Here is a 26,940-nt window from a genome sequence, read left to right as displayed (position 1 = left end):
CCCGGTGAGTTACGGCGCGATGGGGAGAAGTTCGGTGCTTTTCCTTCTGGTTCCCCACAGGGCATCGCGTGCATGCTTGTCCCCATGGGTGGGGTGGCGATCGGCAGCGTGGCGTGAACGCTCCGTCGTCTGAAATTCCGGAGCCCTCGGAACGCCCGGAAGAAGCGCCGGACCAGTCGCCGGATGCGACTGATCTACAGTCCGATCCCCTCGTGGCGTCGCCTACCCTCGAACCGCCGCCGGCCCTCGGTGAGCCGCCGCCCATCGAACCCCCGGAGTACGACGAGCCACCGCGCTGGGAGCCCTCCTCGGCGGGATCCTGGAGTGGATCGCGATCTGGAGACCAGTCCCAGAATCGTCGAGCCAGCGGATCGTTGGCCTCGCGTGTTCCACCACACAACCTCGATGCCGAGGCTTCCCTCTTGGGGGCCATGCTCCTCTCGCGCGACGCCATTGCCGATGCACTCGAGGTAGTGGCTGCTGAGCACTTCTACAAGCCGTCCCACTCGCATGTCTTCGAGGCCATCTGTGGTCTCTATTCCTCAGGAGAACCAGCCGACTCGGTCACGGTGGCCGAAGCCCTCACCCGATCGGGACTGCTCGAACAGATGGGCGGGACGGGACTCCTCCTAGAACTCCAGGCTTCGACCCCGGCCACCTCAAGTGCATCCAAGTACGCCCGCATCATCCAGGAGCACGCCACCCTTCGTGGACTAATCGGAGCAGCCAACGAGATCGCGGAAATCGGCTACGGCCGCCCCGACGACGTGGTCAAGGCCGTGGACGAAGCGGAGAACCTCGTCTTCCAGGTGGGGCAGGGTCGGGTCACTGACTCGATGGCCCAGATGCGTGACGTCCTGAGCGCCAACCTTGATCGGTTGGAGGACCTGTACGAGCGGGGTGAGGAGATCACCGGAACGCCCAGCGGCTATGACGATCTGGATCGGCTGTTGTCCGGCCTCCAGGACGAGACGTTGACCATTGTCGGGGCGCGGCCGGCCATGGGCAAGACCTCGTTCGCCCTGGGTATTGCCGCTCACGTCGGTATCCGCAAGGCGCTTCCGGCCGTGGTGTTCTCGCTCGAGATGAGTCAGTTGGAGCTCAGCCAGCGGATTCTCTGCTCGGAAGCCCGGGTCGACGCGACGAACATCCGCAACGGACAGCTTTCTGCCGAGGACTGGACGAAGATCAACCGCGCCACCGGAAAGCTGGGCGACGCGCATATCTGGATCGACGACAACCCCAATATCTCTGTGATGGAGATCCGGGCCAAGGCGAGGCGTCTCAAGAGCCGGGTCGGCAATCTGGGTGTGGTGATCGTGGACTACATCCAGCTGATGACCGGTCGCTCGTCAGCGGAGAGTCGCCAGGTAGAGGTTGCCGAGATCAGCCGTGGACTCAAGATCCTGGCCCGTGAGTTGCAGTGCCCGGTGATCGGGTTATCCCAGCTCTCCCGTGGTCTCGAAGCCCGCCAGGACAAGCGCCCGATGCTGGCTGACCTGCGTGAGTCGGGTTCGATCGAACAGGACGCCGACGTGGTGATCTTCCTGTACCGCGATGAGATGTACAACCCGGACACGGCCGATGTGGGACTGTCCGAGGTCATCGTTGCCAAGCACCGCAACGGCCCGACCGGCACGGTCCGGCTGGCATGGCTTCCCAGGTACACGCGCTTTGCCAACATGTCCCGAGCCGGGTAATAGCGTGTTCCTGGGCGAAAATCTGTTGAGCTGGCTGCTGTTGGCCCTCGGCGCGGCAATGGCCGTCGGTAACGCCATGGCTCTAATCCGGCCACCAGCCGGACGTGAAGAGGGCGACTTGGAGCGGGCGCCGTTGTGGCGCAGCCTGCTCTACATCGTCCTGGGTACGGCCGCCGCCCTATGGGCCGTGGCCACGCTCGCTGGCTGAACCACCGTGACGGTTGCCAACGGCTCCGGCCGGTCGTCGGCCCGGTCCACTACCGTCCGGGCCGGAGGCGATGTCGATGGCTGAAACGGAGACGACCATGGGATTGGATCAGGGGCTGGTGGAAGCCTGTGGACTTGAGCCGGGATACACCTGCGAATGGATCTGGGATACCACCGGCAACGAGGCGCTTGCTTCGCTCGTCGACTGGCTGATCGAGCGACCCTTGAAGGTCGTGGTGATCCTGATCGGCGCGTTGATAGTCAACCGACTGGTCAAGCGGGCCATCGACCGTATGGTCAATCGCCTGGTCGAGACCCGCACCCAGGAGGAGACCGTGGCCGAGGACTCGGCGTCGGCCACACTGTCCCGTCTCGGCCGTCGGGCACGCGGAAAGCTGACCAAGATCCATGAACAGGCCGAGCGGTCCCGCCAGCGGGCCATGACCCTCGGTGCGGTGCTCCGAAGCCTCGCCGGCTTCTCGGTGTACGCCCTGGCGTTCATGGTGGCTCTCGGTGAGTTGGGTCTTGACCTAGGTCCGTTGATCGCCGGCGCGGGCATCGTCGGCCTGGCCGTGGGCTTTGGCGCCCAGTCACTGGTCGCCGACTTCATCGCCGGGATCTTCATCATCATCGAGGACCAGTACGGAGTCGGCGACTACGTCGACGTGGGTGCCGCATCAGGGACCGTCGAGCGGGTCACCTTGCGAACCACGGTGCTGCGAGACGTCCACGGGGCGCTCTGGGTGGTGCCCAACGGCGAGATCCGCCGAGTAGGCAATTCGTCGCAACTCTGGGCCCGCACGGTGCTCGACGTCGACGTGGCCTACAACACCGACATCGACCTAGCGGCCAGCGTCATCAAGGAGGTGGCCGACAGCGTTTGGCGAGAGGAACTCGAGTCGGCGACCATCATCGAGGAGCCAGAGATCTGGGGCGTGCAGAATTTCGGAGCCGACGCCATCTCCATCCGCCTCGCCGTCAAAACCGAGCCGGGCGAACAGTGGGCCACCGGTCGTCTTATTCGGGCTCGCCTGAAGAAGGCATTCGACACCAACGGAATCGAGATTCCGTTCCCTCAGCGGACCGTCTGGGTCAACCAGGTGTCGGAGGGACCGGCGGCAGCCGTCGAAACCACCCAGATCCGTGACGACCTGCTAGAGAACCGCTCAGGGAGCGACGGCGAGGAGTAACGGCCTGCCGTCAGGATCTCTGTTGGGCGGGATCCCCGGCGGGCGGGACCTTGGAGATTAGGAGTCGGAGCGGTCGATGGCCCGCTGGTCGGTACCCAGGTAGCTGGCCAACACCTGTGGATCGTTTCGCACCTCATCGGGAGTGCCCTGTGCGATGACCTGTCCGGCCTCCAGGCAGTAGACCCGGTCCGAGAGGGCCATAATCATGGGCATGTCGTGTTCGATCACGATCAAGGTGGCGTTCAGTTCCTGCTGGATCTGCTTTAGCAGTGGTCCGAATGCCTCGGTCTCCCGCTGGGCAATGCCGGCGGTTGGTTCGTCCAGACAGAGAACCTGTGCATCGAGCGCCAGTAGACCGGCCAGTTCCACGATGCGTCGGGTTCCCGTCGAGAGGTCGGCCACGAAAGCATCGGAGTAGCGGCCAAGGCCCAGAAAGCCGATCAGGTCGTCGGCGTCGGACCGTTTGGACCGTTCGGCCCGGGTGGCCGAGGGAAGGTGGAGGGCGGTCGACAACAGACCGGTACGTCCTCGTGCCTCGAGGGCGACCTGCACGGTCTCGCGAACGGTGAGGTCGGGGAACAGGCGGGCTGCCTGAAAGGTTCGTCCCAGACCCAGACGCGCCCGGTTGGCCGAGTTCATTTGTGAGGCATCCCGGCAGAGGATCTCAATGGTGCCCTCGGACGGGGCGAATCCACCGATGGCGTTCATGAGCGTCGACTTGCCGGCGCCGTTGGTACCGATAAGGCCCACGACCTCGCCTGGTTGGGCGAACATGGAGGCCTTGTCCACCGCCCGGAGGCCACCGAAGGTCACCGATACGTCGGTGACCGCGAGAGCCGGGCCGGTCAGCACCGGACGTGTGGTGGTTCGGCTGGATATCACCGCGGGGGGTACCGTCGCCCGCTCCGTGGAAGCCTCACCGAGACGCGCCTCGGCAAGTCGGAGCGCGGCATCGCGTGCCGCGTAGGCGATCTGGATCAGGCCGCCTGGGAAGTAGAGCAACAGGATCAGCAGGCCGATGCTGGAGGTGAACAGCGGAACGAGGTCGTTGTCAGGCCAGAAGGCGGGCAGGCCGACCACCCACATGGCTCCAATGACCGGACCCATCAGGGTGCCCAAGCCACCGATTACCACCATGGAGACCAGGCGCAACGAGTCGCCGATCTGGAACAGGCGCTCGGTGTAGGGAATGTTCTGTACGAGGCCGCCGAGCAGGGCACCGCCTAGCCCGGCGATCCCTCCGGCAAGTGCGAACGCCATGAGCTTCGTGCGTGACGGACCGACCGTGTAGGCCGCTGCGGTGTATTCGTTCTCTCGTACGCCGATGATTGATCGCCCGATCCCGCTGGCTCGCAGGGCCCGGACGACGACCAGCACGAGGATCAGGACGGCGAGGCACAGGTAGTAGTACGAACGCTGGCTGTCCAGGTTGATCGGTCCGACACTGCCCCGACGGAACGGGATGCTCTGGGTGAAACCACCGTTGAAGGCAGGACGTCGGAACACGTACTGCTGGGCGGCCAGGGCGAAGGCAAAGGTGGTCACGGCAAGCAGTAGACCCTTGACGCGGAGCGCGCCGAGTCCGATGAGGGCCGCTACGGCGGCGGCGACGAGAGACGCCAGCATCATCGATACCAGGTACGGAACCCGGGGAAAGCTGATCGTGAAGAAGTGCCAGTCGCCGATGCCGATGCCGACTTCGAGGCCCCGGTTGAATCCGGCAGCCATGAGAGCGCCGACGCCGGCGAACGTCATCTGACCGAGTGAGAGCTGTCCGGCCCAGCCGGTCACGATGGTCATCGACATGGCACACACGGCGAAAGCGATGATGCTGGCGTACAGGAGATGTCGCGATGGGCGGGTCACCAGGAGGGGCAGCACGACGGCGATGGCCAGCAGAAGGCCTAGGGCGATGGTCGACATCCGCCGGACCCACCAGATCTCTCGGAGTCGTTCCGGGATGGGTCGACGTCGAGCCGAGAAGGAGAACGATCCTTCGGACTCGGCGGCACCCCGGCTTTGGAAGGCCACGGCGATGGCCACCACGATGAAGAGAATGAAGTCGATCAGCCCGCCCTGTTCGAGGAACAGGAACTGCACGTGGGCCTGGGCCACGCCGATCAGCAGGCCGGCGATGATGGCGCGGGGGAACGAGACCATGCCCGCGATCACCGCGGCGACCAGGGCCCTCGACATGGTGTTGGGGCCCAGGTTGGCCATGCCGGTGATCGAGCCACGGTTGCCCGAGAGGAGCAGCAGCGACACGCTCGAGAGCAGGCCGGCCACCGTCCAGACGAAGAGTTGCACCGTCTTGGGATCGATGCCCGAGATGCGTGCCAGGTCGGCGTTCGATGCCGAGGCCTGCACCGTCTGGCCGAACACCGTCCGGTTCAAAAACCACGACAGGCCAAGGGCTAGGAGGGGAACGAGGATAAGGATTGTGAGTTTCGGTCCGGTTATCCGCAGGCCGAAGACGTCGTTCCACTTGAATCCGAGGGGCACCGGGTAACGCTGCCCGCGGACCTTCTCGATGTCGGGGAACGAGGCCAGGACGGCCTGCATGAGCTGGGCTACACCAATGGTGGCTACCAGCACGATGACCCGGGGGGCGTCGAACAGGCGACGGATGATGGCCCGTTCGACGATGGCGCCCACCGAAATCCCGACCAGCAGGGCTAGGGCCAGGGCCGCCCAGTACGGGAATCCGTAGTTGATGACCATGACACCCATGAGGCCCGAGGCGGGCAGGCCCATGTTGCCGACGGCCAGATTGATGACCCGGGTGGAGCGGTAGATGAGCACCACCCCGAGGGCCAGCAGACCGAAGACCATGCCATTGACAAGGCCGTCGAACCAGAGCTGACGGGTGGTCCAGACGGCCAGAACCAAGGGGGAGGCGACCAGTTCGGAGGCAAGCACGTCCATCTCAGCCACCGTCCGTTCCAAGGAAGACGGCTCTGGCCAGGTCGTCGCGCTCGACCAACTCGGAAGCTGCGCCTTCGAACCGAACTTGGCCCTTTTCGAGGAAGATGGCCCGGTCGGCAATGGCCAGGGCCACGTTCAGCGACTGCTCGACGACGACGATGGTCTGGCCGCGTTCCTGGAGGCGTTCGATGAGGATCAGGAGGTCCTGGACGACGGTGGGGGCCAGGCCGAGGGACAGTTCGTCGATGAGCAGGACCTCGGGTTCATGGAGCAGCACTCGGGCCAGGGCCAGCATCTGCTGCTGGCCACCTGACATCGATCCGGCGCGCTGTCCCTGACGGTTGGCCAGATCGGGGAACAAGTCGAGTACGTCGGCGATGCGCCGTTCCACGTCAGCCTTGTCGGCCCGATGGACGTAGGCGCCCATGATCAGATTCTGGCGGACCGTCATATCGCCGAACACGCCCTTGCCACCCGGTAACTGCTGGATGCCGAGTCGGGACCGTAGTTGGGGCGACGAGTAGGTGACCGTGCGGCCGTGCAGCCGCACCACGCCCCGCTGGGGAACGCCTAGGCCACTGATGACCCGGAGGATGGTGGATTTGCCAGCACCATTGGTGCCCAGTAGGGCCAGGGTCTCGCCCTTCTTCACCTCGAAGGCCACGTCGAACAGAACCTGGACTGACCCGTAGGAGAAGTCCAGGTTGTTGACCTGCAGTGCAGGGACCTCGCCGTCGCCACCGGCCCGGCGCTGTTCGTCCTGTTCGTCGAGCAGTTCCTGGACGTTCAGGGAGAGGTCGCCGCGGATGTGGCGGGCGCCCCGGTACATGATCCAGCCGCCGATGAGGGCGCTGGGCACGGTCAGCACCAGCGTGGTGACCCGAGGGCCCCAGGAATCGGCGAACATGAACGAGATGAGGCCGCCACCGGTGCCGCCGATGAAGAATATGTAGAGGGTGATGAGCGCCGTGCCGGTACCCCGTAGGCGGTAGGGGACGATGGCTTGCATGAGCGGACCGACCATGGCAAACGCCGTGCTCAGCATGACCAGCGTGGGGATCGAGAAGCCGATGAACAGCGGAACGGTTGGCATGGCCCATTGGATGGGCTTGAAGATGGCGGAGAATCCGATAAGTGCGCCCACCAGGTGGAGGGTGCGGGTCGGGTTCTCGCGCCACATCCGGTCGAACTTGGGGCCTACGTAGATCAGCGCGCCGACGGTGGCCAGGCCGGCCACGGTGCCCCATGCTCCTCGTTCGAATGATTCGAGTCCGAACTCGTCCTCTAGCCAGAGGTTCTCCAGCACCGGGGCGGTGAACAGGCCGAAGCCCAGTGCGCTGAAGCCGACGACCACCGTCTTGATGGTCTTGATCTGCATTAGACGGGAGAAGGCGGCGTCCATGGAGACGGGAAGGGGGTCGTCTTCGGTGAACGATTCGTCAAGGACGTCCTCCTTTTCCCAGCGTCCCCGCAGGGGTTCCTTCAGGAAGAAGGCGGCGATAGCGGCCACGGCCACCGGAATCCCGAGGAGGTAGTAGGCCCAGCGCCAGCCGTCAATCTCGCCGGGGCCGTTGGCTGCTGCTGCAATGGCGCCTACGAGGATCGGGCTGGTCACGGCCAGGAGGCGACCGGTGCCCTTGTCGATGGCGCCGATGCGGCCACGGATGCCGATGGGGTAGGTGTCGGCAATGACCGACGAGTGGACCGGGATGGTGTTGGCCTTGGCGATCCCGACGCCGAACCGGGCCCAGAAGAAGGTGAAGGCGTTCACCGCCCAACCTGACATGGCCACCATGGCGCCGAAGATGATGCTGGACCAGCCAATGATCGGGATCCGTCGGAACCGGTCGGCTGCCCAGCCCATGGGGATGGCGCCCAGTACCACAAAGGCACCCGATGAGCTGGCGATGAACGTGATGGTGCCGTCGCTGACCCCGAAGGTGTCGCGGATGTCGGGGGCCAGCACGGAGATGGCGGCCATCTGGAGTTCGTCCAGCGAGTTAAGGATGGCCAGTACGACGAAGGTCGCCGCGCCGCCACCCATAGCGAGCCCCTTCTTCAGCGATAGGCCGGCGCTGTTGACCCCTGGCAGCAGCTCGTCGGGGAACATGATCTGGTTGGTTTCCTGCTCGGCGTGGCGAGCGGCCTCTTCGGCCAGTACAGATGCCGCGAGGGACGCGGCGTTGCTGTCCGCGCCTGTCTCGCCGGGAGTTTCCCCGGAGGACATCGACTCCTCGGTGTGTTCTTCGGTCACGGTGTTCGCATCCCCCGGTTCCCGCTTAGCTGCGGAGGACATCCTTCCATGCGGCTTCTCGGTCGTTGGCCGGCTCCCGTGGGAGCCCCAGTGACCGTTCGGCCAGATTGTTCTTCTGGACCTCGGTGGTGCCTCCGCCAATGGAAATGGCGAAGCGGTTCAGGACCTCGGCTCTGATCCACGTGCCCTCCCGGTCGTTGGTGATCGGACCGGCAATGGCTGATGGGCCGGCCAGGTCAGCGGCGAGGTCACCAGTCAGGACCTTGGTGCCGGCGGCCAGCAACTTAGTGAGTGCCGGATCGAAGGGGGGTTGCTGTCCATCTCGGACCGCAGACTGGATCCGTTGGCCCATCAGGCTCTGGAGGCGTTCCCGGCTGATAATGCGAGCCAGGCGTTGGCGGACGGTGGGATCGTCGAGTCCACCGTGTCGGGCGGCAAGGTCACGGAGGCGGTCCGAGGCCGGAGCGCCTTCGCCGCGACCGATGAACGCCGCCTCGTTGGCCAGCACGGTGCGGGTCGGGGTCCAGCCTCCGTGAACCTCGCCCACCATCTGGTCGGTGGGGATCCGGACACCGGAGAGGAAGACCTCGTTGAAGTGCGACGACCCGTTGGCCTGCACGAGGGGTCGGACCTCGATGCCCGGCGAGGTCATGTCGACCAGCAGGAAGGTGATGCCACGGTGCTTGGGAGCATCGGGGTCGGTGCGGACCAGTAGGAATCCCCAGTCGGTGAACTGGGCACATGAGTTCCAGACCTTCTGGCCGTGGACCACCCAGTGGTCGCCGTCCCGTACGGCCCGGGTAGAGAGGCTGGCCAGGTCCGAGCCGGCGCCCGGCTCACTGAATAACTGGCACCAGGCCACCTCGCCGCTGAGCAGAGACGGGAGGAATCGGGCCTTGAGTTCATCTGACGCGTGGGCCAGCAAGGTGGGTCCGAGCATGGCGATGGTGGCGCCGATGAAGCCGGGGTGGGAGCCGTAGTCCGCGGATTCTTCCCTAAGGATGCGGTCGGTCCATGGTGGGCGGCCACCGCCACCGAACTCGGCAGGCCAGGTCAGACCGGCCCATCCGTGGTCGGCCAGAGTCCGCTGCCAGGCACGACCATGTTCGAAGTACACCTTCGCCTCGGCGTCGTCGGGGAAGCCGGACACCTGCCAGGGATCGATCCGTGTACGGGGTTCGGCGTGTTGGGCTAGGAAGGAGCGCGACGCGGAGCGAAATTCGGCCTGTTCAGGAGTGTCCTCAGGGCGGTCCGACACGCTAGGTAACGCTACTCCCGTCTGAAATCTGACGGACCATCAGAAATGAAGGTTTTTTGCTGGTGTTCGGGCCTTCAGACCAGTGGGCGAGTCATTCCAAGGGATTGGTGTCGTCTACTTGCTCGAAGACCCGTTTGACCTTGCCGACCTCGGTGCGGGGCATAGAGCCCTCGGGCACCATCTCGACGTCGGCTCGGATCCGGATGCGTTCCGCTATCAGCCTGGCCAGGCGTTCGCCGCCGACGACCAGGTTGGTGGCCGAGCTGGCCGCTGCCGTGGCCTCGGCGCGAACCCGGAGCTCGACCATGGAACCCCGGCGGTCCACGACGATGGCGTAGTTGGCACCCACGTCGGGGTCGTCCATCAGGACGGCCTCAATCTCGCGCGGGTACACGTTGATGCCCCGAATGATGAGCATGTCGTCGGCCCGCCCGGTGAGGCGGGCCATCCGGGTCCAGTGGCGGGTGCCGGGCCCGGCCGTGTCGCCCGTATTGGGGAGAATCCGGGTTATGTCGCCGGTGCGGTACCGCAGCATCGGCATGGCTTCCTTGGTGAGCGTGGTGATGACCAATTCGCCGAACTCGCCATCGGGCAGGGGCTGACCGGTGGCTGGATCCACAATCTCGGGCAGGAAGTGGTCGTCGAAGACGTTCAAGGCACCGAGGTCATCGGGGGCCTCCATCGCTACGCCGGGGCCGATGATCTCCGATAGGCCGTAGATGTCCAGTGCGGTGAAGCTGCCGCCCCATGCCTCGTGGATGCGCTCACGCATGCCCTCGGACCACGGTTCGGCGCCCAAGATGCCGATCTCGACGCCGAGTTGGTCCCGGATGCCCAGGGCATGGGCCCGTTCGGCCAGGACGAGGCAGAACGAGGGCGTGGCCGACAGCACCCGGCTGCCCAGGTCCTCGAGGAGCTGGAGTTGGAGGGCGGTGTTGCCACCTGACACGGGCACGACGGTGCAGCCGAGGCGCTCCCCGCCGTAGTGAAGGCCGAGGCCACCGGTGAACAGGCCGTAGCCGTAGCCATTGTGGAGGATGTCGTCGGATCGGGTGCCAGCCAGGGCAAGGGCCCGAGCATTCACCTCGGCCCAGATGGCGAGGTCAGCGGGGGTGTAGACGACAATCGTCGGTTTCCCGCTGGTGCCGGAACTGGCGTGGAGACGGGTGGTGGCCTCCACCGGGATGGTGACCATGCCCAACGGGTACTGGTCGCGGAGGTCCTGCTTGACGGTGAACGGCAGGCGGGGGAGATCGTCCACCGAGGTGATCGATGCCGGGTCGATGTCAGCCAGACGTTCTGACCAGAAGGTGTTGTCGCCGGTGGCCAGTCTGTTCACCAGCGCGGACAGGCGTTCTCCCTGCAGGGAGCGCTTCTGCTCGGCAGGAAGCCCGACGGTGTCCACGGGGTCGAAGGGGAGGGGCATCAGGGGGTCCTAACGATCGGTCTCCTAGACAATCAAAGGTTTGACTGTCTGCCGTTTGGGCGGTGTGTCCAGTCAGCGTGGACGACTGCTCCGGCCACGATCAGGTCCCAGACGGCTAGTCCGACCGACTTGAACAGGGTGATCTCGTCGTCGTCTCGTCGCCCAGCGGTTCCGAGGCAGAGTTCGGCGAGGTCACCGGCCACCGCATCGAATGACCAGTCGCCGGCCTCGGCGGGCACCATCAGGTCACCGGCCTCGTGGGCTGCGGCATGGCGGTCATCGACGAAGACCGTGGCCCGGGCCAGCAGTTCGGCGTCGACCTCCCGGCGGGCCATCGAGTAACTACCGACCAACCCCAGGTGGGCGCCCGGACGGACGGCGGTCGTGGGAATTACCGGCTCGGTCGACGAGGTGCAGCCGCACACCAGGGCACACCCCGCGGTCTCCTCGGGCGTTCCGGCCACCAGTTCCCGATCACCGGCCAACGCCTGCACGGTGGGGTCGGCCACGAAGCCGACGGCCGAAGCGTTAGTTCGACCGGACACCACGATGCGGTCGATGCCTGGTCGCACCACCAGCATCGCCTCGATGTGGCCTCGGGCCTGGATACCGGTGCCGAACACACCGAGCGTCGTCACATCTTGACGAGCCAGGAGGTCTGCAGCTAGAGCCGAAGCAGCCGGAGTACGCAGGGTGGTCAGCGCCGAGCCGTCCAGCGTGGCAGCCGGCACCCCGGTCTCCCGATCGCAGTAGAGGTAGAAGCCGTGGATGAGGGGTAGTCCCCGGTCACGGTTGCCCGAGACGACGTTGACGATCTTCACTCCAATCCCGGCTGGTGACACTGCCGGCATCATCAGGAAGTCGTCGCCCGGGCCGAGCGGTACCTGCGCCCGGGGGTGGAGGTCGCCCAACTCCCGACTGCCATCGCTGAGGGCCGCGATACAGGTCGGCATGTCGACCACTGCCCGGATGGCCTCGGCATCGAAATGGGGGAGGCCGGTCATGGGGTATCAGTCATGGGAGGCGGGTCATCGGAAGAGGAACCCCAGTCCCACGGGATCATGCGGGTCGAGGTGGAAGGTGGTGGTGGCATGGCGGTGGGCCGAGCCCTCCACGCTCGGGATGATCCCGCCACCGGTGGCCGCCTCGATCCGGGCGTCGAACACCCCACCGGCCACGCCCTCGTTTAGGAAGGTGGCGCCGATCTCAAGGTCGCCGCTGTCGTGCAACAGGGCCAGACGGGCACAGGTCCCTGACCCGCAGGGGGATCGGTCGACCTGGCCGTCGGCGAAGATCGTCACGTTTCGTTGGTGGACGGGGCCGCTGTCCGAGGAGGCTGCTTCTTGGAGGCCAATCGTTTCGTGGAGGATCGTGCCGTAGAGGCCGGACAACCGGTCGTCAGACGGATGAACGGTCGAGGGGTGGTCGGCCAACTCCGCTTTGACCGCCCGTCCGAGGACGATGAGGCGGTCCACGTCGGCCGGGCGACACGATACGGGTAGGTCGTCGATGGCCACCGAAGCGTAGAAGGCGCCGCCGAATGACACGTGGGCGGTCACCGGTCCGAGGTCGGTCTGCACGGTTAGGTCGCGGGCGGTCACGAAGGACTCGACGTTGGTGAAGCGAACCGAGGCCACCCTGCCCGCTTCCATCCGGGCGACGGTGTGCAGGCGTCCCGATGGGACATCGACCACCACCGGAATCTCGCCGTCGGATGGCGCTTCGATGCGGCCGGTGTCGATGGCCCAGGTGGCCATGGCGATGGTGCCGTGGCCACAGGCCGTAGAGAAGCCGTCCTTGTGGAAGAACACCACGCCGAGATCGCCGGCTCTGTTCCCACCAGCGGATGGGCCGTCGGGAGGCACGACCATGCCGCCGTACATGTCGGCGTGGCCCCGTGGTTCGTGGATCAGGAACCGACGGTGGTCGTCGAGATTGGCCGTAGCCCACGATCGGCGGTCCAGCACCGTGGTGCCTTCCATGGGGCCGAGGTCGACGATTCGGAACGGCTCGCCGGCCGTGTGGTAGTCGTCGGCGACGATCACCTCGTCGGGGGCCAGCACCATGGTCGCGAACCGTAACGCGACTGATGGGCAACAGGCTCGGTTACCAGATGGCGGCCGGGTCGAGGTCGAGCACCTCGCGCATCCTCGACAACAGTGGACCGAAGGCATCGCAGCGGTTCGTCCGACCGGTCGGGGCCAGCCGGTCGGACGGTGACAGGCCAGTGGCTGGAAGGTCGACGTCGAAGCGGGCCCGGACCCGGTCAGCCCACTCGGGCATTCGGGAATCGAACGGTGCTGCGGTCACGCCTGACGCCACCGCCTCGACCTCGCCAGCCACCGGGTCGAACAGGCCCACCGCCAGGGGGAGCAAGTCGACCAGTGCCGCCTTTAGGCGGTCGCCGGCGTCAGATACCGGCAACAGAGTGTCGAGGAGGCCATCGGCGTGGCGACGGTGGAACCATTCTTCGCGTTCGGCACGGGCGGCCGCGCTGGCGAGTGCTTCCAGTGTGGACTCAGCAACGAGCTCCCATCGGAGCTGTTCGGCGGTGTCGTAGAGCCAGTGCCGGACCAGTGCATGGGCCCATTCGTCGGTCCTGATCTCGGTGAGGTGGGCCGACCGCCACCGTGAGGGGTCGGAGTCGAAGGCGAGAGCGTCGAGCTGCCTGTCGTCGATGCCCGCTTCGCGGTCTGGGTCGCCGTCGCCGGCCACGATGGCGTACAGCGTGGCGGCATGACCTAACTCGTCCTGCCCGATGGAGCTGAAGGCCAGGTCCTCCTCGAGGAACGGGGCTACGCCGATCCACTCAGTGTGCTGTTGGCCCATCAGGTGCTCGTCGTCGGCGAAGGCCAGGACGAATTCTCGGATGTCGACGTTCCATGGGTCGGTCACGATGCATCCTCTCCGGTGGGTTCTTGATCCTCACGGAGGCGCTTTCGCCGTTCGGAGATGCGCTCGCCGTCGTTGTGGCGGTGTGGTTTGTCGGCATTGGGGGCCACGAAGTCGGTGTCACCCACCACCAGATGCGCTCGGTCGACCAGCCACATCCGGTCGCCTTCTGCTCGTCGGAGGTAGGTCTCGCGGGCCAACACGAGAGCAAGCTGGTCGTTGGGCGCGTCTAGCGACCCGGCGTGGCGGTATTCGTCCCGACCGTCCTTCTTGAGGAATACCTCGTAGCGCTTCATGGCGTCGGCGGGCCCTAGGCCCGCATCACCTCCACGACCTCGGTACATGAACGGCACACGTGGACGGCTCGACACCGGCTGGGCCCGAACATCGACTCCTCGGCAGTGTCGTTGCCACACCGTGGACACGGAACGGGACCGGGGCCGATTCGGACGGCGACCGTGAACTCTTCAGCCATGGTCCGTCGGGCAGTTCCGGTCAGGCGTTCCACGGTCCACGCCGGGCCGGTCAACCAGCGGACATCCACCCGGGAGCCGGTCACCCCGTCGATGGCGGCCACTGCGGCGCGTACGTCATCGGCGATCATGGCCAACGCGGGGCAACCCGAGAAGGTGGGCACTAGGCCGACCACCACGTCACCGTCGGGCCGCACGTCGACCGATTCCAGCAGGCCGAGGTCGACAATGGAGATACCCGGGTATTCGGGGTCATCCACCGTGGCCACCGCGACACGCACATCCTCCACGCTCGGGATCGCCGTCATGCCTGGACTCCGGTGGCCTGTTCGGATGCGGCGTCCAGGCCGTCACGTACCCAGTTGGTGTTTGCCCAGTTGGCGGCCGCTTCACCGATGCGACGTGCCGAGTCGGGTCCGGCCATGGCCAGGGTCCGCTTCAGTGGTCCCCAGTCGATGGGTCCGGCGGTCCACGTGTCGGCCTCGGGGTCGTGGACTAGTCCCGGGTCGGGAATGGTGAAGCCGTAGGAGACGAGCAGCGGGGCGAACTTCTGCACCCAGCGGGCCCGCAGCACCTCGTTGCGTTCCGACTTGATGTGCCACCGCAGGAGTACGTCATCAGGCTTGGAATCGGGTCCGAAGAGCTGCAGGGCCGGCCACCACCAGTTGTCCAGCGACTGTTGGAACATGGCGCGTTGGAAGTCGGTGCCCTCGGCGATGAGCATCATCCGTTCCTCGCCCATCCGCATGTGGAATCCCTCCTCGGAGATGATCCGCTTCAGGATTCGCCGGTAGGGGCCGTAGGAGCAGTTCTTGAATACGGCCTGCTGGCTGGCCAGTGCCGCGGCATCGACCAGGAACGAGATGGCGACCTGGTCGCCCCACGTGGCGGCCCGGTAGTGGAAGACGTTGTGGAACTTGGACCGCCCGGCGAACAGGTCCTCCAACATCTCGCGGCGGGTTTTGAGTCCCATGTCGGCGGCCACCATGTAGAGCAGGTGACCGTGGCCGATCTCATCTTGGGTCTTGGCCAGGACGGCCATCTTGTGGCGAAGCCCGGGGGTGCGGGGGATCCAGTCGCGTTCGGTGAGGCCACCCATGAGTTCGGAGTTGGCGTGCATCTCGATGAAGGCGAACACCGCCTGCCGGTAGCCGTCAGGAATCTCGTCGTCGACCTCGACGATGCCGCCGTCGTCGAGGAACGCTTCGAACTCGTCCATCGACGCCCAGGTACGTCCCATCAGGCTGGTTCCGACTCGGCCGCGCCGTTCACCCCGGGACGATTGGCCACCATGGTCAGTACGTCGTAGGCGGCCACCACCTCGTCGGCCTGGTTGACCACTTGGGCGTCCCATGCCACCTCGCCGTAGCCGGCACCGGTTCGCAGGGTCTTTCGCTTGGCGGTCAGCCAGACGGTCAGGGTGTCGCCCGGGTAGGTGGGCTTGGCGAAGCGACACCGGTCGATGCCGTAGTTGGCCAGCACCGGCCCCGGATCGGGCCAAACGAACAGGCCGGCGGCCAAGGACAGCACGAGGTAACCGTGGGCCACCCGTCCGCCGAAGATCGGACTGGCTGCTGCGGCCTTTTCATCCATGTGAGCGTAGAAGTGGTCGCCGGTGCTATGGGCAAAGCCCTCGATGTCTTCCAGAGTGACCGTGCGACTGTCGGTCCGGATGGCCGTACCGAGTTCTAGGTCGTCGAAGTGAAGTTTGAACGGGTGGCCTCGGTCGACGTGACGGGTGGCCCCGGGCATCCACTGCCCGGTCACTGCGGTGAGCACGTCGGGCGAGCCCTGGATCGCTGTCGTCTGCATGTGGTGGCGTATGCCCCGGAGGCCACCCATCTCCTCACCACCGCCGGCCCGGCCGGGGCCGCCGTGCACGAGGGTGGGAAGCGGCGAGCCGTGGCCGGTGGAGGTGGTGGCTGTCGAGGCATCCAGCACGTGGACCCGTCCGTGGTGCGCAGCGATGCCCAGGGTGAGGGCCGCGGCCTCGGCCACGTCGGAGGTGACCACCGAGGCCACCAGACTGCCGGCGCCAAGGGCTGCCAGGCGGATGGCGTCGTCGGGACCGTCGTAGCCGATGAGGGTGCACACCGGGCCGAATGCCTCAGTGGCATGGATGGACCGGGCGGTTGGATCGGTGGCCCGGAGAACAGTGGGGGCCAGGAAGGCGCCGACCGATGGGTCGACGTCATGAAAGGTGCAGGTGTCGATGACCACGTCGGTGGACGACCGCAGACTCATGACCGCATCGCGTACCTCCTCGCGTTGGGTGGTGCCGACGAGGGCCCCCATTTGGGTGGATTCATCGGCGGGGTCGCCTACACGGACGTCGGCCAGTGCGGTAGCCAGCGCGTCGGCCACGGTGTCGAGTTGCGCGGTGGGGACGAGTGCCCGTCGGATGGCCGTGCACTTCTGTCCGGCCTTGACGGTGATCTCCCGAACCACCTCGGAGGTGAAGAGGTCGAACTCGGTGGTGCCGGGTATGGCGGCTGTGCCGAGGATCGCCGCGTTTAGCGAGTCGGCCTCGGCATTGAATCGGACCGAGCGGGCCACCAGCCTCGGGTGGGCCCGAAGGACCGCGGCAGTGTCGGCCGAGCCAGTGAAGGCCACGTGGTCCTGGCCGTCGAGGTGGTCGAGCAGACCGCTGACGCTGCCGCACACCAGTTGGAGTGCACCGTCGGGAACCAGGCCGTTATCGACGATGAGGCGGACCATGGCCTCAGTTAGGAAAGCGGTGGGAGTGGCCGGCTTGATGATGGCCGGAACGCCAGCCAGCCACGCTGTGGCCAGCTTTTCGAGTGCCCCCCAGATGGGGAAGTTGAAGGCGTTGACCTGCACGGCCACCCCAAGGCGCGAGGTGGCTACGTGGGCGGCCAAGAACGAACCGTCCCGTGCCAGAACTTCGGGATCACCGTCGAGTAGCACGGTTCCGTCGGGGAGTTCTCGGCGGCCCTTGGACGCGTAGCCCAGCAGCACCCCGGCTCCACCTTCGATGTCGATCCATGAGTCGGCCCGGGTGGCACCGGTGGCGGTGGACAGGGCGTACAGCGACTCCTTTTCGGCCAGCAGGAGCTGGCCGGCGGCCTTGAGGAGGGCTGCCCGCTCATGGAAGGTCATCGAGCGGAGGGTGGGGCCCCCGACGTCACGGGCATAGGCGGTTGACGCGCTGAAGTCGATCCCCGCGCTGGACACTGACGCCACCGGTGCGCCGGTGACGGCGTGGTAGGTCATCGTGCCGTCAGCGACCGGAGTGTGCCAGGACCCGCAGACATGGCTTTCAAGAGCTCGCATCGTCGCCATCTAATCAAACCTTTGATTACTTGGCAAGCGGGACGGGGTTTGGTTGGCCGGGGACCGGTGGGTGACCATGGGTCCCGTGTCGACCGTTCCCTCCCGGCCCCGGGCCGCCCTCCTGATGGCTCCGGGCCTCGAGGCACTGGTGTTCGAGTCTGATGTCCGGGACCGTCTGGACGCGGTGGTCGACCGGGTCGTTCCGGGTGCCGTGGCCACGCCCGGCGAGCTGCCGGCGGCCGTGGAGGTACTGGTCACCGGGTGGGGTTGTCCCCGCCTGGACGCTGGGGTGCTCGACGTCCTGCCCGATCTCCGGCTGGTGGCCCACGCGGCGGGCACCGTCCGGCCCCTGGTGACCGACGCCCTGTGGGAGCGCGGGGTCGTGGTCACCTCGGCGGCCGCGGCCAACGCCGTGCCGGTGGCCGAGTTCACCTTCGCCGTTGTGGTGCTGGCTCTCAAGGACGCGTTCGCCGTCCGGGACCGCCACCGTGCCGTCCGGGGACGGGAGGCGGTGGTCGACCACGCCCGGATGGGCACCCGGGGCCGGACCATCGGGGTGGTCGGTGCCTCGTCCGTCGGCCGCCTGGTCATTGAACGGCTCCGGACCCTCGACGTCGACGTCCTGGTGGCCGACCCGTACTTGGACGGCGACCCCTACCTTTCCGAGATCGAGTCCTACGGTGCCCGTCGGGTCGGCCTCGATGAACTGCTCGCCGTCTCTGACGTGGTGACCCTGCACGCCCCCCTGCTGGAGGCCACCCGCCACATGATCGGTGCCGCCCAGCTGGCCCGCATGTCAGACGGGGCGTGGCTCGTCAACACGGCTCGGGGCGGTCTCGTCGACACCGACGCCCTGACCGCCGAGGTCGTGTCGGGTCGCCTCCGGGCCGTCGTCGACACCTCCGACCCCGAGCCCCTACCCGCCGACTCGCCGCTCTACGACCACGAGGGTGCTGTCCTGACCCCACATATCGCGGGGTCCCTGGGTAGCGAGGTTGGCCGCATGGGGGACCTGGCCGTCACCGAGGTGGAACGGTTCGTGGCCGGTGAACCGCCGATCCACCCGGTCGTCCGGGCCGACCTGGATCGGATCGCATGAGGCCCGCATGATCCGCCCCGGGCTCTGTTCGATCACCTTCCGCCAGTTGGAGGTCGACGAGGTCGTCGACCTGGCGGCGGCCGGTGGCCTGGCCGGAGTCGAGTGGGGCAGCGACGTGCACGTCCCGGTCGGGGACGAGGCCGAGGCGGCCCGGGTGGCCGACCGGTGCCGGGAGGCCAACCTGACCAGCCCCTCCTACGGCAGCTACGTGCAGGCCGGGCAGACTCCCCGCGACGAGGTCGAACGGGTGGCCGACACGGCGCTGGCCCTCGGCGTGGCCAATGTCAGGATCTGGACCCCGTATGGCACCGGACCGGACGCCCCGGCCGACGAACGGGCCGCCGTGGTGGCCGGCGTAGCCGAGGCGGCGGCCGTCGTCGACGCCCGGGGCCTGACGACCTCGCTCGAATACCACGTGGGGACGTTGACCGAGACCGCGGCGTCCGCCCTCGCCGTGCTGGCCGAGGTGGACCACCCGGGCCTGTTCACCTACTGGCAGCCGCTCGTGTCCCTCGACGACGCCGAGGCCGTGGCCGAGCTCGTCCGGGTCGCCGGTCGGCTCTCCCACCTGCACGTGTATCAGTGGGGGACCGGCTTCACCGACCGGTACCCGCTCGCCGACGGAGCCTCCCTCTGGGAACCGGCCCTGGCCGCGGTGCCCGACGACGGCCCGTGGACCGATGCCGGCCGTGACCGCTGGGCTTTCCTCGAGTACGTGCGGGACGACGACCCGGGGCAGCTGGCCGACGACGCCACCACGCTTCGCACCTGGCTGGACGCAGGGAGAGGAGACGACGGTGGCTGATCCCCGGGCCAACCCACTGGCCGGCAACCCGTTCGCCACGAAGGCCGATGCCCAGCGGGCCGTCCGCGACCTCGTGAAACCGGTTGTCCGGCACCTATCGCCCGGTGGGGCCCGGGCCCGCCTGGGCAGCGGCGCCGCCCTCTTCGAACGGCGGGTGGCCGAGCTGGAGGGCTGGGCCCGCCCCCTCTACGGGATCGTCCCCCTGACCGTGGGCGGCGGCCACTTCGATTACTGGGACCGTTGGCGCGACGGCCTGGTCGCCGGGACCGACCCCGACGGCGACGAGTACTGGGGGCCGTGTGCAGGCGACAACGACCAGCGGATGGTCGAGATGGCGGCCGTCGGCTTCGCCCTGGCCTTCACCCCCGGCCAACTCTGGGAACCCCTGGACGACCCGGCCCGCCAGCGGGTCCTTGCCTGGCTGGACGGCATCGACGAGTTCGAGCCGGCTCCCAACAACTGGCAGTACTTCCGGCTCCTGGTCCACATGGGGCGCGAGCGAGTTGGGGCTGCTGGGGAAGCGGGCGCTGGCCAGCGGTCGGTCGAGCGGATCGAGGACTACCACGTGGCCGACGGCTGGTCCCGCGATGGCACCCTGGGCAACGTCGACTGGTACCTGCCCTTCGCCTTCCACACCTACGGGCTGATCCTCCACGCCTCCGGCCTGGGCGACCGGGAGGCGGCCGACCGCTACGTCGAACGGGCCCGGCTCTTCGGCCCCGAGTTCAGCCACTGGTTCGGACCCGACGGGGCCGGCATCGCCTATGGCCGCTCCATGACCTACCGGTTCGCCCAGTCCAGCCTCTGGGGTGCCTATGCCCTGGCCGACGTAGAGGCCGTGCCGTGGGCCGAGGCCCGCGGCCACTGGGGTCGACACCTCCGCTGGTGGGCGGGCCGGCCCATCTCGGACCGTGACGGCGTGCTGTCGGTCGGGTACGGCTACGACAACCGACGCCTGGCCGAGGCGTACAACTCGCCCGGGTCGCCCTACTGGGCCATGAAGGCCTTCGCCGGGCTGGCCGCCCCTGACGACCACCCGTTCTGGGCCGGTCCCGAGGCCCGACCCGGTCCGACCGACGGCCCGGTCGCCCAGACGGTGGCCGGCCGGATCGTCGACCGGGACGACGTGCACGCGGTCGCGCTGTCCGGCGGCCGCACGACGAGCCTCCGGTTCATCGAACAGGTCGAGGCCAAGTACGAGAAGCTCGCCTACTCCTCCCGCTACGGCTTCACCGGCGAGGTCGAATTCGGTTGGGGCGCTTCGGAGACCGACTCCACCATTGTGCTGGTCGACGGCGACGACCGACGGAGCCGCTCAAGGATCGAGGACGTCGAGGTCGTCGAGGCCGAAACGGGTCCGATGCTCTGGTCGCGGTGGCGGCCGTGGCCCGACGTGGTGGTCGACACTGTCCTGGTCGGCGGGGCGGCCCACCACCACCGGGTCCACCTGATCCGGACCGGACGGGCCGTTCGTGTGGTGGAGACTGGCTTCGCCGTCGGCGTCGACTCGCTTCGCCTGGTTGGTGGGGAGAGCGAGGTGCGTACCTCGACCGCTGATGGATCGGCCCTGCTGGCCACGGTCCGCGACGTCACCGGCCTCGTCGACCATCCTGCCGCCGGGTCCGGACCCCGGAAGGCCTCGGTCCGACCGCAGCCCCCCAACGCCTCGATGGTCGACCCGTCCAGCGCCGTGCCGGTACTGTCCTGCGCGCTGGAGCCCGGCGAGCACGTGCTGGCCTGTACGGCCTGGGCCGCCCCGACTGGAGCCGGACCGGAGCCCGGCCAGCTGCCTCCGCCGCCCGTCGAGGCCGTCGCGCTGCTGGAGCGTTTCCGCGACCGCGAATCCGAGCCTCACGAGGGGGCTGACATCGAGTCGCTCATCAGGCTCCCCACTCGGGAGACCGACTGATGCCCGGTGCCCCCCCGGTGCGGCCCGGCCGGACCATCACGGGCATGTCGGCCATCCTCCTGCCCCACCACGATGACGGCTCGGTGGACTTCGACGGCCTGGCCGCCCACGTGGCACGGACCGCCGAGGCCGGCCTGACCCCGGCAGTCAACATGGACACCGGCTTCGTGCAGCTGCTGGACGCGGTCACCAAGTGCCGGGTGTTGGATGTGGCTGCCGCCCACTGCGACGACTTCGTGGCCGGTGCCCACCTCGACGACCGGCCCGGCGATCCGTTCGACCTGGACGGCTACCGCCGGGAGGTGGAACGTATCGAGGCGGCTGGCGGTACCCCCATCGTGTTCCCCACCCACGGCCTGATTAGCCGGGACGGCGATGGCTGGGTGGGCGCTCACGCATCGATCGCCGAGCAGTGTGACCGGTTCCTGGCCTTCGAATTGGGCCCCATGTTCGTGCCCTACGGCCGGATCTACGACCTCGACGCCTACCGGGGCCTGCTGGAGGTCGGGGCCTGCGTGGGGGCCAAGCACTCGTCCCTGGACCGTGGCCTTGAGTGGGAGCGCCTGGCCGTGCGCGACGAGGTGCGACCCGACTTCCTGGTGCTGACCGGCAACGACCTGGCCATCGACATGGTCATGTATGGCTCGGACTACCTGCTGGGGCTGTCCACGTTCGCCCCCGACGCCTTCGCCGAGCGGGACCGTCGCTGGGCGACCGGGGACCCGACGTTCCACGAGCTCAACGACCTGTTGCAGTACCTCGGGTTCTTCACCTTCCGGGACCCCGTACCCGGCTACCGCCACGACGCCGCCCTATTCCTGGAACTCCGGGGGTGGATCGGCTCCAGCCGGATCCCCGACGGAGCGCCCCGCAGGCCCGGGTCCGACATGGAGATCCTGGGTGACATCGCCCGACGGCTCGAGGCCACCCTCTGAGGACGCCATGAGCACCCGGGACCGCATCACCCAGGTCCGTCGGCTGGCCGACGTGGCCGCCGTCCGGGACCGGCTCGCCGAACTCGACCTGGAGACGGGTACGGACCTGTGCCTGGATGACGACCTGGAGGTGGGACCGGACGCCCCCCTGGCCCGACCTTGGACGGTGGCCCTCGCCGGGAGCACCGCGCGCACGGTCGGCAACAGGTTCGCCGTGCTGCCCATGGAGGGCTGGGACGGGACCACCGACGGGCGCCCCACCGACCTGGTGGCCCGACGGTGGGAACGCTTCGGGGCCGGTGGGGCCAAGCTCGTGTGGGGTGGCGAGGCCGTCGCCGTGCGGGTCGACGGCCGGGCCAACCCCAACCAGCTGTGCATCGGGCCTTCCAGCGTCGACGACCTGGGTGGACTGCGATCCCGGTTGGTGGCCGCCCACGCCGGACGCCATGGTCCCACCAACGACCTGGTGGTCGGCCTGCAGCTCACCCACTCGGGTCGGTGGTCCCGGCCCGACGGGTCACCGGTCCCCCGGATCGCCTACCGGCACCCCGTATTGGACGGTTGGGTTCCGCTCGACGAATCGAGCGTCTTGAGCGACGGGGAGTTGGATGACCTGATGGGCGACTTCGTGGTCGCTGCCGAGGTGGCCGCCGAGGCCGGCTTCGACTTCGTGGACGTCAAGGCCTGCCACGGCTACCTGCTACACGAGTTACTCAGCGGGGTGGACCGCGACGGGTCGTATGGCGGAGCCCTCGAGGATCGGGCCCGCTTCCAACTGGGCACGTTGGCTGCCATCCGTGCCGCGGTCCCCGACCTAGGCCTCGGGGTCCGGCTCAGCCTGTACGACCTGGCTCCCCACGAGGCGGGGCCCGACGGGGTGGGCCGCCCAGCCGTCGAGGCTCCGTACCGGTTCGCCTTCGGCGGTGACGGAACGGGGACCGGCCTCGACCTGTCCGAACCCGACCGGTTGCTGGGGATGCTGGCCGACGCCGGAGTGTCCATGGTGTGCGCCACGGCCGGGAGCCCCTACCACTGCCCGCACGCCCAGCGACCGGCCTACTTCCCGCCGTCGGACGGCTACCTCCCACCGGCTGATCCACTGGTCGAGGTGGCCCGGTTGATCGGTGCCACCGCTGCTCTACGGGCCCGACACCCTGAACTGGCCTTCGTCGGTTCGGGCTACTCGTACCTCCAGGAGTGGCTGGCCCACGTGGCCCAGGCCGAGGTACGGGCCGGCCGGGTGGATGCCGTGGGTCTCGGGAGGATGGTGCTCAGCTACCCGGACCTGCCGTCCGACGTGCTGGCCGGTCGTCCCCTGGATCGTCGCCGCCTTTGTCGGACGTTCAGCGACTGCACCACCGCGCCCCGAAACGGCCTGGTGTCGGGGTGCTTCCCATTGGATGAGCACTACAAGGCCATGGAGGCCCGGGTGGAGCTCACCCGGGTCAAGCGGGAGGCTGAGGTGGCCCGGGGCGGCCGTAGGCGTTGACCTCGGGTCGGTCAGCGAGCGGGTGAGGAGAATCGAACTCCCGTCATCAGCTTGGGAAGCTGGGGTTCTACCATTGAACTACACCCGCGGAGAGCCGCCAGCGTAGCGACGCCCATCGGGTTCCCTTCCGCCCGGCTGCTCCCGTAGACCTCGTTCAGGTGATTTCGGCCAGGTGGGCCACCGCGTCGCCGCGGTTGACGAGCGGCGAGCGGGTCACCCCAATGACCATGCCGCCCCTCGATGCCCGGACGGCGGCCACCGCGTTACCGAAGGCGTCGTCGATGGTGCCCAGCACCTGTCGGTGCTCGACCCGGTCACCCAGGTCGACGCTCAGGTGGAGGATGCCGCTGCGCCCGGCCCGGACCCAGCCGGCGGCCCGGGACTCGGCAGACGGGTCTTCCGCAGCGGTCGGCCCGTCGATCATCTCGATGGCGGCCAGCACCCGTCGTACCCCGTCCACTCCGGTGGCGATGGCCGTCTCGTCGAATCTCAGTGCCTCACCGGCCTCGTAGAGCAACACGGTGGCCCCACGTCGCGTGGCGGCCTGCCGCAGTGTCCCCGCCCGGTTTCGGGCGTGCACCATCACAGGAGCACTGAAGGCCTCGGCCAGACGCCGGGTCTCCGGGTCGTCCAGATCAGCCCGGATCTGAGGCAGGTTCGACCGGTGGTCGCTCGCCGTGTGGAGGTCGATGCCCACCACTGAGCGGCCCACTACCTCGGTCATGAACAGGTGGGCGATCTGGGCGGCCAGCGAACCCGATGGTGACCCCGGAAACGAGCGGTTGAGGTCGCGGCGGTCGGGCAGGAACCGGTCTCCGCCCATAAAGCCCCACACGTTGACTACCGGCACGGCTAGCACCGTTCCCCGCATGGCCATCGGGTCGAGATCCCGAAGCACCCGGGTAATGACTTCCACGCCACCTACCTCGTCGCCGTGGATGGCAGCGTTGAGCCAGGCGGTCGGCCCGGGCTTGGCCCCATGGACCACCCGGACGGGTAGGGCCATGTCGGTTCCGGTTACCAGACGACCGATGGGCAATTCGAAGTGGTCGGTGGTGCCCTGTCGGACCTCGTGCCCGCCGATGATGATCGATCCGTGTTCAGCCATTGGTCGGAGTTTGGTCCGACTTTGGACCGGGGAACACCTCGGGGTTTCTGTCCGGCTTGGGGTTCGTCTCAGAACTTGGGGTCCGGTTGGCCCGTCGTTCGGTGCGAGGCGGCTGGCCCAGGAGGTAGGACCGGCCGGTGTCGATCAGGAACCGGCCCCGAAGAGCCTGACGGCCGAGCAGCATCCGGAAGCCCATCTCGTCGCGTCTAGTGAGGGTGAACTCCACGTCATAGATCTTGTTGCCCATTCGCACCGGGAGTACCACCACGGGGCGCCGCTCGGTCGTGCCACTGGACGAGCGGACCCGGCGGCGGTCCAGCACCCGGGCCTCGATCTGGATGGCATCGGTCGTCGATCGCTGCCACGGGTAGATCGAGAACCGCACCCATTCACGGTTCTCGACTTCGAAGGTGTGCAGCCCGGCAGCGTGCAGTGACGATGTGCGGGCCCCGGTATCGACCTTGGCCTTCACCCACTCCAAGCCGTGTTCGGGTAGACCCACCCACTCACGCCAACCGAGCGCGGGCGGAGGCTTATTCGGTGAGCGCTTCCGCTTATTCTCGGGCACGAGGTCGTCTCCTAGCGGTTTGGCGGGCGTCCGCCCACCGATTCACCCCATAATGGTGCCACCAGAATCTCCCCGCACGATCCCGGAGTCGGCGTGAAGCTCGCCATCCTCTCCCGACAGCCTGACTCGTACTCGACGATGCGGCTGCACCTCGCGGCCCTGGACCGGGGTCACGAGGTCGACGTGTTGGACACACTGCGCTTTGCCATCGATCTGGCTGGAGACGGTCCGGATATGGCGCACCGCAGCCAACCCATCGAGGACTACGACGCCATCATTCCCCGGATTGGAGCGTCGATTACCTATTTCGGCACCGCGGTGGTTCGCCAGTTCGAGCAGATGGACATCTACACACCCAATACCGCTAACGGCATCGCCAATTCGCGCGACAAGCTCCGGGCCATCCAGATCATGTCCCGCCACGAGATTGGGATGCCGGCTACCGCCTTTGCCCGCAACCGCGACGACGTACTACCGGCCATCGAACGGGTAGGTGGCGCCCCGGTGGTCATCAAGTTGCTGGAGGGAACTCAGGGCATCGGGGTGATCTTGGCCCCCGACACCCGGGTGGCCTCGGCCATCATCGAGACCCTCCAGAGCGCTAAGCAGAATGTGCTCATCCAGGCCTTTGTGGAGGAATCTCGAGGCCGTGATGTCCGGGCGCTGGTGGTCGGTGACCGGGTGGTTGGTGCCATGAGACGTACCGCGGCGGGAGACGAGTTTCGCTCCAACGTGCACCGTGGCGGCACCGTCGAGGCCGTTGAACTGGACGAGGAGTATGAGACCACCGCGGTGCGGGCCGCCCAGATCATGGGCCTACGGGTGGCTGGGGTGGACATGCTGGAGGGAGTCGACGGCCCGCTGGTCATGGAGGTCAACTCGTCGCCTGGTCTGGAGGGCATCGAATCGGCCACCGGACTGGACATTGCCGGCGCGGTCATCGACTACATCGATGACCAAGTGGCCTTCCCCGAGTTGGACGTTCGCCAACGCCTCACGGTTAGCACGGGTTACGGCGTGGCCGAGCTCCTGGTTCGTGAGGACGGCACGTTCGTCGGCCAAACCATCGAGGAGTCCGGCCTACTGGAACGCGACATATCGGTACTGACCCTGCATCGCGGCGCCCAGGTCATCCCCAATCCCCGTCGCCAGCGGGAACTCGAGGCCAACGACCGCCTGCTTTGCTTCGGCCGCCTCGACGAGATGCGCGACATGATTCCCGAGCGTCGCAAGCGGCGGACCCGAGTCCGGCCGTTGCCCGAGGATTTGGCTTCGGGGCGACCTATCGACGACGAAGCCGAGGCATGAACCGCCTCCAGGAGAGGCACCGGCACCAGTGGTTGTTGGTGACCCCGGTACCGGCTCCGATGCCGACGCGGTGACCATGGTTGACTTTCTAGGCAGAACA

The 26,940-nt window shown here is 67.3% G+C and carries 22 protein-coding genes and 1 tRNA gene; 9 read left to right on the top strand and 14 right to left on the bottom strand.

All coding sequences use genetic code 11. The annotated features are described in order from the left end of the window. The first annotated feature begins 212 nt into the window (after positions 1–212). The 3 genes from dnaB (at position 213) to QF777_07775 (ending at position 3,097) form a co-directional block, all read left to right on the top strand. Positions 213–1,700, top strand: coding sequence for a replicative DNA helicase (gene dnaB / locus QF777_07785; protein ID MDP6911453.1), 1,488 nt, complete (start codon positions 213–215; stop codon positions 1,698–1,700). A 4-nt stretch (positions 1,701–1,704) separates the two neighbouring features. Further along, complete coding sequence (locus QF777_07780; GenBank protein MDP6911452.1) at positions 1,705–1,908, top strand: hypothetical protein; 204 nt, start codon at positions 1,705–1,707, stop codon at positions 1,906–1,908. Between the two features lie 76 nt (positions 1,909–1,984). Next, positions 1,985–3,097, top strand: a complete 1,113-nt coding sequence (locus QF777_07775) for a mechanosensitive ion channel family protein (protein MDP6911451.1) — start codon at positions 1,985–1,987, stop codon at positions 3,095–3,097. Positions 3,098–3,154: 57 nt separating this feature from the next. On the opposite strand, the gene QF777_07770 is transcribed toward QF777_07775, so the two are convergent. The 11 genes from QF777_07770 to paaZ all read right to left on the bottom strand — a co-directional run bounded on the left by QF777_07770 (position 3,155) and on the right by paaZ (position 17,628). Beyond that, positions 3,155–6,022: an ATP-binding cassette domain-containing protein gene (locus QF777_07770; GenBank protein MDP6911450.1), complete on the bottom strand. Its 2,868-nt coding sequence runs from the start codon at positions 6,020–6,022 to the stop codon at positions 3,155–3,157. A 1-nt stretch (position 6,023) separates the two neighbouring features. Next, positions 6,024–8,276 (bottom strand): MFS transporter, encoded by a 2,253-nt coding sequence (locus QF777_07765; protein ID MDP6911449.1) that lies wholly within the window; start codon positions 8,274–8,276, stop codon positions 6,024–6,026. A gap of 25 nt (positions 8,277–8,301) precedes the next feature. After that, positions 8,302–9,534 carry an acyl-CoA dehydrogenase family protein gene (locus tag QF777_07760; protein ID MDP6911448.1) on the bottom strand — a complete coding sequence of 411 codons (1,233 nt, stop codon included), beginning with the start codon at positions 9,532–9,534 and terminating at the stop codon, positions 8,302–8,304. A 91-nt stretch (positions 9,535–9,625) separates the two neighbouring features. Beyond that, positions 9,626–10,960, bottom strand: coding sequence for a phenylacetate--CoA ligase (locus QF777_07755; GenBank protein ID MDP6911447.1), 1,335 nt, complete (start codon positions 10,958–10,960; stop codon positions 9,626–9,628). 32 nt (positions 10,961–10,992) lie between these two features. Then, positions 10,993–11,964, bottom strand: coding sequence for an ornithine cyclodeaminase family protein (locus tag QF777_07750; protein ID MDP6911446.1), 972 nt, complete (start codon positions 11,962–11,964; stop codon positions 10,993–10,995). 24 nt (positions 11,965–11,988) lie between these two features. Then, the gene (locus QF777_07745; GenBank protein ID MDP6911445.1) at positions 11,989–13,026 is read right to left on the bottom strand and encodes a proline racemase family protein; all 1,038 of its coding nucleotides are present in this window, start codon (positions 13,024–13,026) and stop codon (positions 11,989–11,991) included. 40 nt (positions 13,027–13,066) lie between these two features. Then, on the bottom strand, positions 13,067–13,855 hold the full coding sequence (paaC, locus tag QF777_07740; protein MDP6911444.1) for a phenylacetate-CoA oxygenase subunit PaaC: 789 nt from the start codon (positions 13,853–13,855) through the stop codon (positions 13,067–13,069). Continuing rightward, positions 13,852–14,148: a hypothetical protein gene (locus QF777_07735; protein MDP6911443.1), complete on the bottom strand. Its 297-nt coding sequence runs from the start codon at positions 14,146–14,148 to the stop codon at positions 13,852–13,854. Before QF777_07735 ends, paaC begins: the two co-directional genes overlap by 4 nt. A gap of 14 nt (positions 14,149–14,162) precedes the next feature. Beyond that, positions 14,163–14,633 carry a phenylacetate-CoA oxygenase subunit PaaJ gene (gene paaJ / locus QF777_07730; protein MDP6911442.1) on the bottom strand — a complete coding sequence of 157 codons (471 nt, stop codon included), beginning with the start codon at positions 14,631–14,633 and terminating at the stop codon, positions 14,163–14,165. Next, complete coding sequence (gene paaA / locus QF777_07725; protein ID MDP6911441.1) at positions 14,630–15,565, bottom strand: 1,2-phenylacetyl-CoA epoxidase subunit A; 936 nt, start codon at positions 15,563–15,565, stop codon at positions 14,630–14,632. The genes paaJ and paaA overlap by 4 nt, the downstream gene beginning before the upstream one ends. Continuing rightward, complete coding sequence (gene paaZ, locus QF777_07720; protein MDP6911440.1) at positions 15,565–17,628, bottom strand: phenylacetic acid degradation bifunctional protein PaaZ; 2,064 nt, start codon at positions 17,626–17,628, stop codon at positions 15,565–15,567. The genes paaA and paaZ overlap by 1 nt, the downstream gene beginning before the upstream one ends. Before the next feature lie 76 nt (positions 17,629–17,704). Here paaZ and QF777_07715 point away from each other — a divergent pair, with 76 nt between their 5' ends. Genes QF777_07715 through QF777_07695 form a run of 5 tightly spaced genes read left to right on the top strand, consistent with a single transcriptional unit; the run spans position 17,705 to position 23,856 of the window. Further along, positions 17,705–18,718 (top strand): hydroxyacid dehydrogenase, encoded by a 1,014-nt coding sequence (locus tag QF777_07715; GenBank protein ID MDP6911439.1) that lies wholly within the window; start codon positions 17,705–17,707, stop codon positions 18,716–18,718. Between the two features lie 7 nt (positions 18,719–18,725). Beyond that, positions 18,726–19,523 carry a TIM barrel protein gene (locus tag QF777_07710; protein ID MDP6911438.1) on the top strand — a complete coding sequence of 266 codons (798 nt, stop codon included), beginning with the start codon at positions 18,726–18,728 and terminating at the stop codon, positions 19,521–19,523. Then, positions 19,516–21,432: a DUF2264 domain-containing protein gene (locus QF777_07705; GenBank protein MDP6911437.1), complete on the top strand. Its 1,917-nt coding sequence runs from the start codon at positions 19,516–19,518 to the stop codon at positions 21,430–21,432. Before QF777_07710 ends, QF777_07705 begins: the two co-directional genes overlap by 8 nt. Beyond that, positions 21,432–22,367, top strand: coding sequence for a dihydrodipicolinate synthase family protein (locus QF777_07700; protein ID MDP6911436.1), 936 nt, complete (start codon positions 21,432–21,434; stop codon positions 22,365–22,367). Before QF777_07705 ends, QF777_07700 begins: the two co-directional genes overlap by 1 nt. A 7-nt stretch (positions 22,368–22,374) precedes the next feature. Continuing rightward, positions 22,375–23,856: an NADH:flavin oxidoreductase gene (locus QF777_07695; GenBank protein ID MDP6911435.1), complete on the top strand. Its 1,482-nt coding sequence runs from the start codon at positions 22,375–22,377 to the stop codon at positions 23,854–23,856. Between the two features lie 17 nt (positions 23,857–23,873). Here QF777_07695 and QF777_07690 read toward each other — a convergent pair. The 3 genes from QF777_07690 to QF777_07680 all read right to left on the bottom strand — a co-directional run bounded on the left by QF777_07690 (position 23,874) and on the right by QF777_07680 (position 25,532). Then, positions 23,874–23,944: transfer RNA gene (locus QF777_07690), tRNA-Gly, on the bottom strand. A 66-nt stretch (positions 23,945–24,010) separates the two neighbouring features. After that, positions 24,011–24,964: a succinylglutamate desuccinylase/aspartoacylase family protein gene (locus QF777_07685; protein MDP6911434.1), complete on the bottom strand. Its 954-nt coding sequence runs from the start codon at positions 24,962–24,964 to the stop codon at positions 24,011–24,013. Further along, positions 24,957–25,532: a RimK/LysX family protein gene (locus QF777_07680; protein MDP6911433.1), complete on the bottom strand. Its 576-nt coding sequence runs from the start codon at positions 25,530–25,532 to the stop codon at positions 24,957–24,959. The genes QF777_07685 and QF777_07680 overlap by 8 nt, the downstream gene beginning before the upstream one ends. A 93-nt stretch (positions 25,533–25,625) precedes the next feature. Between QF777_07680 and QF777_07675 the strand changes: the two genes are divergently transcribed. Continuing rightward, positions 25,626–26,840 (top strand): RimK family alpha-L-glutamate ligase, encoded by a 1,215-nt coding sequence (locus QF777_07675; protein ID MDP6911432.1) that lies wholly within the window; start codon positions 25,626–25,628, stop codon positions 26,838–26,840. The last annotated feature ends 100 nt before the right edge of the window (positions 26,841–26,940 follow it).

The organism is Acidimicrobiales bacterium (assembly GCA_030747595.1).
In the GTDB taxonomy this organism is placed as follows: domain Bacteria; phylum Actinomycetota; class Acidimicrobiia; order Acidimicrobiales; family MedAcidi-G1; genus UBA9410.
This window is presented reverse-complemented; position numbering and strand designations above follow the sequence as displayed.